Source organism: Niveispirillum fermenti (genome assembly GCF_052474395.1).
This window is the reverse complement of record NZ_CP156678.1, coordinates 1,122,092-1,132,500: the sequence shown is the minus strand read 5'-3', so window position 1 is coordinate 1,132,500 and position 10,409 is coordinate 1,122,092. Positions and strand designations below refer to the sequence as shown.

Genomic DNA, 10,409 nt, shown 5'->3' with positions numbered 1-10,409 from the left:
GCTGTTGCTTGCAGTTTAGACTTTATCGTATTGTATTTTGCAATACAAGGTACTATCTTCGAGCTAAGGAGACTCGCCATGGCCAACACTGCTGAACGCAAGGAATATCCGATCTCGATGCGTCTGCTCGAGGCGGATGTTGCCATGATCGATCGCGCCGCGGGCATGCGCGGCCGCTCACGCACGGATTTCGTGCGCGAGGCCGCTGTACGCGCGGCCGAGGAGGTCGTCATGGAGCAGGGGCTGGTCCGGATGAGCCCGGAAGGCTTTGCTCAGTTCATGGATGTGTTGTCGCGTCCCGCCGCTCCTGTTCCGGAGATGGTGGAAGTGCTGAAACGGCCTGCGCCGTGGGAGCCGGGCTACGTGGCGAAGCGGTAGTCCCTTGCAGCTTTCGGGACCCGAGCCGCTTACCGCCGCTCACGATGTTTCTGAGTTTTCCTGTGGCAAGCCGACGCTCGACCACTGGCTGAAAACCCGAGCGCTCTCTAATCAGCAGAAGGGCTTTACAGCCGTTCTTGTCGTGCATGAGGCTGGACGTGTGGTCGGGTACTACGGTCTCGCACCCACCGCCGTTGTCCCATCGGTCATGCCGCGTTCAATACGGACTGGGCAGCCGCCTAATCCGGTGCCGTGCATACTTCTGGGGCAACTGGCCACCGATACCGCATGGGCAGGGCTGGGCATCGGCACCGGCCTTGTGAAGCACGCCCTTCAGCGCTGTGTTCAGGCGGCCTCGCTCATTGGCGGGCGGGCCTTGATGGTCAATGCTGTTGATGAAGAAGCTGCCGAATTCTGGAGGCGGCGCGGATTTGAGCCTTCCCGGGACGATGCTCTGATCCTGCTGCGTTCTATCGGTGATCTCGCGGCCTCACTCGCCAAGACCAGTGGATGAGAGCCGTGGAGCCGAGAATGCGCTCTACAAATCAACTGCTTGCGCACGAACATGCGGAGCTGTGCGAGCGCGGACCTCGTCATAAAGAGCGACCTCCCCGGGCATGGAAATCGTCACGGCCAAACCGAAAGGAACCATCTCGTCGTTGGGCGCGCCCTGATCCGGATCGCGCTGAATGACGAGGGGGATTGTCATGTTCGGGGTCACGACGGGCGAGTTCTCGCCGCTCCAGCAGCGCGAAAAGACAGTTCCCCGATTGCTCTGGTTCTCGTCTGGTTGCCAACTGTGGCCAGAGACAGCCAGCGCATTCAGTTCCGTAGGCTTGAGTATCTTGAGTCGGCAACTGCGATAGCTCTTGCGCCCGGGCGAGACAGGCGTGAACCAAGCAACTGTAGCCGAAAGGCTGTGCGGCCTGGCCTTGCCTCCAATCGCGACGGGGACCGGGACGTCGATCGTAACGATACGATCAGCCCCCAGCAGCCCTGTTGCAAAGAAAGTCGCCCGGTCCGCGGCACAAGCTACTGCGTCGTCGGCGTCAACGTAGCCATATCCCATGAAGCGCCGGATATTGTCCTTCTGCTTTGATGCCTGACCGCGGCCCGTGGGGCCGAGCGTAGTCTTTATGAGATCGGCGGTATCTCGGGGCCACTGGGCGGGATGCACCAGTAGCGCTTTCAACAGAACGGCACGCTGCGTGGGCGTGAGCCGCAGAAACTCTTCGCCGTAGGCAGCCTCCAGAGCATCATGTATTCTGTGACAGGTGCGTGAGGCGAGGGCTGCTGCAGCGCTCGTGCCATTCGTATAGCCATCGAGATTTTCACGGCCGGCTCTCGGCGGGGCTGCAACCTTGAGGCCAGCGCCGCGCGAGGCGGCGGCCGGAACGACATCGATATGGGCATGGTTGCGCACAAACCGCATATGTTCGCGCGCGCCAGGCATCAGGATGTCCGGTTTGATCGAACGGGCAAAGCCTGGCCCAAGACTGCTCGAGGGGTTTGCCATAAGATGGCTGGGAAACGGATCGATCAAGGCTCGCGCCAGCGCCCGATCAGCCGGAGCTACAAAGTCAATATTTCCGCCGCCCACGGTGATGCCGTTCACAGTCTCGGCTGGCGATAGCAACCGTCGCTCAGCCATAACTCCATGGAGAGCAGTGATCATGGACCTCGCACGACTTTGTCCGTCCGCATCCTCATATTGGCTGGCCGTCGCATAGCCAGTGATGCCGAAGTCAGTCGTCTGATTGCCGGCGCTCACCACAAACAGCAGGCCGAGACGGTAAGAGAGCCGGTCAAGAAGACGCGCCCAAGGTGAGAGCTGATTGTGAAACGGCCGATACCTGTTGCCCAGCGAGAGATTGACGATCACGATCCCGGGGCGCTGTTCACGTAGCCGCATGACCGCAAGGTAGATGAGGTCCACGACGAGTCTGTCGTCAGGGAATGCGTCGCCATTCCCCATCACTGGAATGACATGGATCTGCCTCGGCAGCCGGTCCTCGTTTCGATTGAGATCGCCATGGATGATGAGGGACGCCATCGCCGTTCCATGTGCTCTGGATTCCACCAGAGCGTGTGGCTCGAGTTCGAACGGATCGTCGAGATCGATATGAGCTGTCAGTTGACGATGGGCGCTTACCGGTACTCCGTCGAGGAGGGCCAAGATCGGTTCGCCCAGGGCTTGCCCGGCACTGTCGACCAGCGGGATTTCGGACGGATCAGCGATCTCCACCGTTGTGGCTTCGGACTGAGGCCGGATATGCATTACAGATTCCAGACCTGCGATGCCTTCGATCCGCTGTTCGATGATTTCGCGGACCGCCCAGGCCGGAATGTCGGCGAGCAGCGCGTGGTACGAAATATCCGGCAGGCGTGCCCGCGACACGATTGCGCCCCCGCGGGCGGTTATCGCGCGCGACGCCTCAGCTTCGCTCGCTCCTGCTGCCGCGTCGTTCGATCTAAAGACGAGCTCGATTTCGACGCGGATGAGTTGGTCGTCCTCATGATCGTCGACGATGGTGGCGAGAAACGTCCGATCTGTTGGATGAACCCGGTCATTCGGCCCCCACGGGCGCAAGTCCCGAAGGTGCTCGAACACATTTGCCCAGGTCGTTTCGCCGCGGACAAGCTCTCCTGCCTGCCAACGGCGCCAAAGGGACTCGAGATTCTGCAAAGCCGCCATGTCGGGAACGAGCAGATAGGCGAAGGGATGCTCATCCCCTTCGTCACCTTCAAGCTCTTCCTCATCCACGAGTTCCAGACCGGCAACCTGCTGGATGGCTGCGGCAAACGAACTTATGGAGCCGCGAACTTCAAAGACCAGTAGCCGTTCAGGGGCGAGACCCGCCGGATCGGCACGCAGTTCAAGCGCGGCATTTCCGCGAGCGAGAACTTCCGCCAGACGCGCAAACTTTGGCCCGATTGCCGCAGTTTGACGTTCTCTTGGAAAGGCATCCGGAGACGGAACAGGCCGTGGACGACCTATAGGGCGAGGTTGATCAGCTCTTGGTGTCAGTCTCAGGAGCGGTTTCGTTGGATCGCTCGGCATTTATGATCTCTGGCGTAACGCGCGAGGTCCATAGATCAAGCTCCACGCGCAGTGCGTCATCAATCGATACCTCCCCCAAACCCAAAATCTGGCGCCGCCTCACATTCTGGCAAAAATCGAGAGCTTCGGCGTAACTGACATTCCCTAGGCGACCGGCAATCCTGCCGAGCGTCATTTTCGGCGCATCCGGCCAGCCAGACACGATCCGGTCCAGGAGAACGGTGATCTCGCTCTTCTTCGGCGCCGGAATTGCGAGCCGCATCTGGAACCGCCGCCAGACGGCCCGGTCGAGCAGTTCGCCATGATTGGTCGCAGCCACGACGATCACATAGCTCGGGAGCTGATCAAGCTGCATCAGAAGGAATGAGACCACACGCTTGATCTCACCCGTCTCGTGCGTATCGCCGCGCTCTTTGCCAATGGCATCGAACTCGTCAAAAAACAGCACGCTCGGTGTCGTTCTTACATAGTCGAAGAGCTTGCGAAGCCGCGCGTTGGTCTCGCCGAGATAGCTGCCGATAAGGGCGTCGTACCGGACGACGTAGAACGGCAGGCCCAGACCCTCGGCGACCGCTTCGGCAAACGAAGTCTTGCCGTTGCCCGGTGGACCGGAAAGCAGTACGCGGTGACGAGGTTCATAGCCACTTGCCCGCAGAACGTCCGCCCGTTGATGCTCCTCAATGAGTTGGCGACCGCTTTCGCGCGCCGGCAGTGGGAGAAGCAGATCGTCCATTTGCAGCCGGGGAGTGATCTCCAGAATGGCTTCGCGCCCGTTGGCGGCGGCAAGATGAGGCGAACTCGCGGTAAGAGCTGGTGGCGTGATCGGAACGGTCGACAAAGCTCGTTGCATTCGGTCTGCAACAATGAAATGCTTCTTGGCACGTTCCTCGGCAACCATGGCTTCGGTAGTTGAGCGCAGCATCTCCTGATCGCCGGTGGCACCGGCGCGAATTAATGACACAAGAAGATCGCTACGCGCCATAGTGGCCTCTATTAACCCCCAACCTCAAGCCATGAAGTTTGTTCATGCTAACCAAAAGTGGCTACACAGTTTTCTGCCGATTACCGCGTTCAGCAGCGGCAACCCAGGCTGAAGCGATTCAGTAGCTTTGACACCTTAGCAGTCCGTCGAGGTTTACGGAATCCCCAATTGACAACTCCCTCCTCTCGGCAATCACGTGCCCCTGTCGGGGCAATTCGGCAGATCGTGTGCTTTCTCCGGATGTTTTTCACAACGGTCATCGGGGAGCGTACAGTGCCATCAGAGTGAGGGTGTGGGTTTCCTGGTACTTGGGCGCGTGCAGAGAATCGATCTGATTTTGTGAGGGAAAGCCTTCCCCCTGGCCGGCACTTCCGTTACCGACGCACCCCCTTCTGCGGGGAGACCCCGCAACGCCCCCTGAGAGTGAGAGTGCGGACGGGTTTTTCCGTGACGGGTTGAGGGCTGGAGAAGAGGTCTCCGGCGCCCGTCGCGGAGATCATCCCGATGGCCAGAACTGACAGAGCCACGCGAGGCGGCGGCAATCGCACCAATCTTTACGACGACATTACCGGCAAGATCATCGCGGAGCTGGAGGAAGGTCGGCTGCCCTGGGTCCAGCCATGGGGCACATCAACGGCAAAAGCGCCACTCGCCATGCCGAGGAATGCGGCAACTGCACGGCAATATTCCGGGATCAATGTCCTGATCCTTTGGGGCGCCGTGATCCAGCACGGCTATCCGACCCAGCATTGGCTCACTTTTCGTCAGGCGCTTTCGCTCGGCGGCAATGTCCGCAAGGGCGAGCATGGCACGACCGTCGTCTATGCCGACCGCTTCACTCCTGAGGACGAAAAGCGTCGCGCCCGGGACGCCGGTGAAGAAGCGGGAAGCATTCCATTCCTGAAACGCTTCACCGTGTTCAACGCGGCCCAATGCGAGGGGCTGCCCGAGAATATCGCCGTGGAGGCGCCGCCACCGCCGCCCGGCATGATCGAGCCAAGGGTCGAGGCACTGATCCGCGCGACCGGTATCGATTTTCGCATTGGCGGCGATCGCGCCTTTTATGTGCCGGCGCACGACTATGTGCAGGTGCCGCCTCCGCAGGCCTATTTCGAGCCGATCAACTGGCACAGGACCGCCCTGCACGAAATGGGTCACGCCACTGGTCATGCCTCACGCCTGGGACGGGATTTCTCGGGCAGCTTTGGCACGAAGAAATACGCCTTCGAGGAATTGGTCGCAGAGATGAACGCGGCCTTCTGCTGCGCTTCTCTTGGTATCGTACCGACCGTTCGTCATGCCGACTATATTGGGTCCTGGCTGGAATGTCTTCGGGAGGACAATCGCGCCATCGTCCGCGCCGCCTCGCAGGCGAGCAAGGCGGCCGACTGGCTGCTCGCGCATCTGCCCGACGAGGAGGTCGCCGAACCTGTCGCAGCCTTGGTTGAGCGGAGGGCTGCGGCATGATCCTCCTGACCCGCACGCAGCGCGCGCAGCTTCTCGCCAATGGCCGGCGGCGCGACACTGATCACCACCCCGTCGTCAAATTCTACAATCCCCTTGGCGCAGGCGTCTGGCTCGCGACCGAACTGGATGAGGACGACGACATCATGTTTGGTCTCGCCGACATCGGCTATCCCGAACTCGGTAGCTGGAGCTTCGCTGAACTGGAGGCAATCCGGCTGCACTTGGGTATGACGATCGAGCGGGACGTGCTTTTTACCGGCCTGTTCCCGATCTCGGTCTGGGCTGAAACAGCGCGCATGGCGGGCGGCATACGGGCCGCCGAGCAACTCCTGTCCGCCCGCTTCCGTGGCGGTGCTGCACAGACCCTGAAACCCGCCGATACAGAAATCCGGAAAGCCTGAGACCCGGCTGTCCGGATTTGCGCTTTTGCGCCGCTCTCTTGGAGGTAGAGGGCGGCGCCTCTCGTCGTGACGTGGTGAAAGTTCCGGTGCCGGGCCGGCTGGGCCGAGCGGCAGCCAGGAGAGGAACAGGAGGGATGGGAGTTTCGTGACGGGCTGGTTGCCGGAGAGAGAGGCTCCCCGGCGTCCGTCATGGAGCAACTGACATGGCCACTGCCGTTCAGAAGATCACCCTGTCGTCCTCGCGCGATATTCCCTTCAACAAGCTGATGCTTTCCCAGTCCAATGTCCGGCGCGTCAAGGCCGGCATCTCGGTCGAGGAACTCGCCGAGTCCATCGCCCGCCGCGGACTGATCCAGTCCCTGCATGTACGCCCGGTCCTGGGCGAGGATGGCGCCGAGACCGGCATGTTCGAGGTGCCTGCCGGTGGCCGCCGCTTCCGAGCGCTGGAACTGCTGGTGAAGCAGAAGCGCCTTGCCAAGATCGCGCCCGTGCCTTGCGTGGTGTCGGAAGCCGGGGCTGATGTGCTGATTGACGAGGTCTCGCTCGCCGAAAACATCGAGCGCGCGCCGCTGCATCCGCTCGACCAGTTCCGTGCCTTCCAGTCCATGCGCGAGAAGGGCATGACCGAAGAGGCGATTGCTGCTGCCTTCTTCGTCGACGCGAAGGTGGTGAAACAGCGCCTGCGCCTTGCCTCGGTCTCGCCCGCGCTGCTCGACATCTATGCCGCAGACGGCATGACGCTGGAGCAGCTCATGGCCTTCACTGTCAGTTCCGACCATGCCCGGCAGGAACAGGTCTGGGAGGCGATCAAGGATGGCTGGCAGAAGGAACCCTACCATATCCGCCGCCTGCTGACCGAGACCACGGTGCGCGCCGCCGACAAGCGGGTGCTCTTCGTCGGCATCGACGCCTATGAGGAGGCCGGCGGTTGCGTTTTGCGCGATCTCTTCCAGCAGGACGATGGCGGATGGCTGCAGGACCCGGTTCTGCTCGACCGGCTGGTGGGCGAGAAGCTGAAGACCGAGGCGGAGAGCATTGCCGCCGAGGGCTGGAAATGGATCGAGGTCGCCCTGACCTTTCCTTACGGCCACGATCATGGACTTCGCCAACTGGTCGGCACCACGGTCGATATGACCGAGGAGGAGCGCGCAGCCCGTGAGGCGCTGCGCGAGGAATATGACCGGCTGGAAGCGGACTATGCCGAGGCTGACGAATTGCCCGACGAGATCGATGCACGCCTCGGCGAAATCGAGCAGGCGCTGGATGCCTTTGAGCGCCGTCCCATGATTTTCGATCCGGATCAGATGGCCAGGGCGGGCGTCTTCGTCAGTATCGATGCCGATGGCACCCTGCTGGTCGAGCGTGGCTATGTCCGTCCCGAGGTTGAGGCGCCTGCAGAACCGGCGACCGATGTCGTCGATCCGGAAACTGGCGAGGTGCTCCAGGGGCCTGAAGCTGATGGCAGGCATCAGCGCGCGGTCATCACGCTGGGCGGTCAACCGGCCGAACCGGATGAGGAGGATGAGGCCGAAACGATCAGGCCGCTACCTGACCGGCTGATCAGCGAATTGACGGCGCATCGTACGCTGGCGCTGCGCGACGCGGTCGCATCCAACCCGCAAGTCGCCATGACGGCGCTGCTGCACCGGCTGGTCACCGATTGCTTTCTGCCGCATTCGACGCGGGGCTGCCTGGAAGCGCAGGTCCGCGAGGTCCATCTGCCCGCGCAGGCCGAGGATCTGCGTGACAGCACCTCGGCCAGGGCGATCCAGGAACGGCATGAACGCTGGAGCGACCATATCCCGGCCGATGATGCCGCGCTCTGGGACTGGCTGGCCGATCTGGATGATGGCTCCCGCATGGACCTGCTCGCCCATTGCGTGAGCTTTGGTGTCAATGCGCTCTACGAGAAGCCAAACCCCTATAGCGGCATGGGCGTCAGCCAGCACGGGCTGGAAATCCGCTTGTCGCAGGCGGACCGGCTGGCGCGTTCGACCGGTCTCGACATGGTGGCGGTGGGCTGGCGGCCGACGGCTGGCAATTATCTCGGCCGCGTGACCAAGCCGCGCATCATTGAGGCCGTGCGCGAAGGCGCCGGTGACCGTGCCGCTGAACTGATCGGGCACCTCAAGAAGGGCGACATGGCGAAAGAGGCCGAGCGTCTGCTGGCTGATACCGGCTGGTTGCCCGAGCCGCTGCGCATGGTCGATGAGGGGGCCGAGGTCGATCTGGTCCATGCTCCCGAGGGCGAAGCCGACGATCTGCCCGATTTTCTCGCTGGCGATGGCGAGGAAGACGGTCCCGTCGACGACGAGGAAGAACAGCACATGGTCGCTGCCGAATAACCTTCCGTCGGGGTGGCCTTCGGTCGCCCCGACCACTCCATTCCGTTTCCCTGAGCTCGCCCGGTCCTTGTGGCCGGGCTTTTTCTTTGGAGAACTTCCATGCCCACGATCATCGACATCGATCAGATCTTCCACGAAGCTCGCGCGAATCCCCCATCGGAGCGCACACTTCCGTGGGAAGAAACTCGCGACGGCATCACTGTCGTCGTCGAGCCCAAGCCCCATTGGGCCGAGGATATGCGGGTGTTCCGGCTCGATGCCCGCGAATATTGCCGCTACGCCGAATGGACAGCCTATGGTGGCCGCGCCCGGTTTTACGGCCATATCGACACATCTGGCGATGATCTGATGATGCAGGCGCGCGCAATGATTGCTCGAGAAATCGCCGATGGGCTTTGGGGCTGAAGGCCAGTTGAGGGCAACCTGGGGCCTGCGGAAGATGAGCTTCGCACTTTTCGCACTTGGGGTTTCCAGTTCCAGCTGCACCATGGCGCCGTTCATCCTGTCTGGGCAGCGGGTGCCATCCCCGGCCTGGAGAGAACACGGGTTCTGATGCCAGCATGGCGGCAAGGCTGGCGCGGCAAGGCATCTGCGGGCGGGTATCCGGCATCCTGGCAGATGCGAAGAACCACCCCCGCTTCCATTCGCTAACCTTGGTCTGATCCGCTTCTTGGCATTCAACCCCGGAGGGGTCGGCTTGACGCAAGCGTGCCGCCCTCGGGGATTCGGGCCAAAGGGCCGAACGCCCTCGGGTGATTGCAGATACGGTCAGACACTTCGGGCGCCTGTCGCGCGGGGGATGGTCCCCCGCCTCCCTAAGACAGGAGCCGGAACCCATGTCCTATGCAGATGCCACCGCCTTCGCCGCCAGCCTCGCCGCCACACTGATGGTTTCGATCGTCGTGTTCCAGGCCGGAGACGGCACCCACGCCGCTTGCCCCGCCGCCGAGTTCGACGGCGATGACGATATGGTGCGGCTGGAACTGGACCCGTGGGCATAAGGCGCGACACGCGCCTCATGCCAACGGCCCGGTGCGCGGATCCCGCGCCCGGGCCTTCAGCCCTGCGATGGCGCCCATCGCCGGCAGCGGAACCGGGGACGCGCCCCGGTCAGAGAGGAAGAGTGGGGGCCGTTCGGCCGTGACGGGTTGAAGGTCGGAGAGAGAGGCTCACCGGCGCCCGTCGTGGAGTGATCCCGATGACCATCGCCCGTTTTGAAACCTTCCGTCCCATCGGCGAGATTCTGGCCGCTGATGTGCTTCCCGCGCTTTATCGGGCGCAAAAGCTGCCGCTGCGCATCTCCTGTCTCGGTCTGGCCAGCGCTGACGGTGGCGATAATGCCGACAGTTTCGAGCGCATGATCCCGCTAGGGGAATGCCCGTCGCCAGAAGAGGCCATGCAGTTCGCCGCCCTGCGCCTGTCGCGGGGCGACATTTGCAGCGGCTCGGACAGCTTTCCGCATTTCTGCCCGCGCATCATGCTCATCCAGGACCGCGAATACGGTCTGGTCCTTGCCGGCGAAATCCGCGCCGGCATCATCCTCTGGCAGCAGCCTGTCACGTCCAATGCCGAGGCTCGCCGTATCGTCACCGAGGCCAGTCGACTGCGCGGTATGGCCTTTGCTGCGTCGGGGCGCGCCAATCGCGAACTGGCCCGTGACCTGCGCTTGCGCGCCAGCCTTTGTGAGGCGCGACTGGTCGACCCCTTCTGGCGCGAGACGGCGTCCGACCTGCTTCGCCTGCCGCAAGCCGCCTGATCTTCCATCCATTCGGCCC

Annotated in this window: 10 protein-coding genes; 8 read left to right on the top strand and 2 right to left on the bottom strand. The window is 62.4% G+C overall.

The features are described from left to right. Nucleotides 1-78 precede the first annotated feature (78 nt). Together ABC728_RS04415 and ABC728_RS04410 are read left to right on the top strand one after the other, a co-directional pair. On the top strand, nt 79-378 hold the full coding sequence (locus ABC728_RS04415; protein WP_416621827.1) for a type II toxin-antitoxin system TacA family antitoxin: 300 nt from the start codon (nt 79-81) through the stop codon (nt 376-378). Between the two features lie 4 nt (nt 379-382). Continuing rightward, nucleotides 383-892: a GNAT family N-acetyltransferase gene (locus ABC728_RS04410; protein WP_416621828.1), complete on the top strand. Its 510-nt coding sequence runs from the start codon at nt 383-385 to the stop codon at nt 890-892. Between the two features lie 24 nt (nt 893-916). Here the strand turns inward: ABC728_RS04410 and ABC728_RS04405 are convergent, their stop codons facing one another. Together ABC728_RS04405 and ABC728_RS04400 are read right to left on the bottom strand one after the other, a co-directional pair. Next, complete coding sequence (locus tag ABC728_RS04405; RefSeq protein WP_445376284.1) at nt 917-3,439, bottom strand: S8 family peptidase; 2,523 nt, start codon at nt 3,437-3,439, stop codon at nt 917-919. Next, nucleotides 3,390-4,421: an AAA family ATPase gene (locus tag ABC728_RS04400; RefSeq protein WP_126156092.1), complete on the bottom strand. Its 1,032-nt coding sequence runs from the start codon at nt 4,419-4,421 to the stop codon at nt 3,390-3,392. Before ABC728_RS04400 ends, ABC728_RS04405 begins: the two co-directional genes overlap by 50 nt. A 504-nt stretch (nt 4,422-4,925) precedes the next feature. Between ABC728_RS04400 and ABC728_RS04395 the strand changes: the two genes are divergently transcribed. The 6 genes from ABC728_RS04395 (at nt 4,926) to ABC728_RS04370 (ending at nt 10,390) form a co-directional block, all read left to right on the top strand. Next, nucleotides 4,926-5,888, top strand: a complete 963-nt coding sequence (locus ABC728_RS04395; RefSeq protein ID WP_416621830.1) for an ArdC family protein — start codon at nt 4,926-4,928, stop codon at nt 5,886-5,888. Further along, a complete protein-coding gene (locus tag ABC728_RS04390) occupies nt 5,885-6,289 on the top strand; it encodes a DUF2958 domain-containing protein (RefSeq protein WP_416621831.1) in 405 nt (134 codons plus the stop codon). Before ABC728_RS04395 ends, ABC728_RS04390 begins: the two co-directional genes overlap by 4 nt. Nucleotides 6,290-6,492: 203 nt before the next feature. Beyond that, nucleotides 6,493-8,634, top strand: coding sequence for a ParB/RepB/Spo0J family partition protein (locus tag ABC728_RS04385; RefSeq protein WP_416621832.1), 2,142 nt, complete (start codon nt 6,493-6,495; stop codon nt 8,632-8,634). 99 nt (nt 8,635-8,733) lie between these two features. Continuing rightward, nucleotides 8,734-9,039 (top strand): hypothetical protein, encoded by a 306-nt coding sequence (locus ABC728_RS04380; protein ID WP_416621833.1) that lies wholly within the window; start codon nt 8,734-8,736, stop codon nt 9,037-9,039. Between the two features lie 431 nt (nt 9,040-9,470). Further along, nucleotides 9,471-9,635, top strand: a complete 165-nt coding sequence (locus ABC728_RS04375) for a hypothetical protein (protein ID WP_276947304.1) — start codon at nt 9,471-9,473, stop codon at nt 9,633-9,635. Between the two features lie 197 nt (nt 9,636-9,832). Further along, on the top strand, nt 9,833-10,390 hold the full coding sequence (locus ABC728_RS04370; RefSeq protein WP_416621834.1) for a hypothetical protein: 558 nt from the start codon (nt 9,833-9,835) through the stop codon (nt 10,388-10,390). Nucleotides 10,391-10,409 lie beyond the last annotated feature (19 nt).

Excerpts from the sequence above, each read along its gene's own strand:
- ABC728_RS04390 (WP_416621831.1), top strand. The coding sequence starts at position 5,885 with ATGATCCTCCTGACCCGCACGCAGCGCGCGCAGCTTCTCGCCAATGGC.
- ABC728_RS04370 (WP_416621834.1), top strand. The coding sequence starts at position 9,833 with ATGACCATCGCCCGTTTTGAAACCTTCCGTCCCATCGGCGAGATTCTG.
- ABC728_RS04415 (WP_416621827.1), top strand. The coding sequence starts at position 79 with ATGGCCAACACTGCTGAACGCAAGGAATATCCGATCTCGATGCGTCTG.
- ABC728_RS04400 (WP_126156092.1), bottom strand. The coding sequence starts at position 4,421 with ATGGCGCGTAGCGATCTTCTTGTGTCATTAATTCGCGCCGGTGCCACC.
- ABC728_RS04405 (WP_445376284.1), bottom strand. The coding sequence starts at position 3,439 with ATGCCGAGCGATCCAACGAAACCGCTCCTGAGACTGACACCAAGAGCT.
- ABC728_RS04375 (WP_276947304.1), top strand. The coding sequence starts at position 9,471 with ATGTCCTATGCAGATGCCACCGCCTTCGCCGCCAGCCTCGCCGCCACA.
- ABC728_RS04380 (WP_416621833.1), top strand. The coding sequence starts at position 8,734 with ATGCCCACGATCATCGACATCGATCAGATCTTCCACGAAGCTCGCGCG.
- ABC728_RS04385 (WP_416621832.1), top strand. The coding sequence starts at position 6,493 with ATGGCCACTGCCGTTCAGAAGATCACCCTGTCGTCCTCGCGCGATATT.
- ABC728_RS04395 (WP_416621830.1), top strand. The coding sequence starts at position 4,926 with ATGGCCAGAACTGACAGAGCCACGCGAGGCGGCGGCAATCGCACCAAT.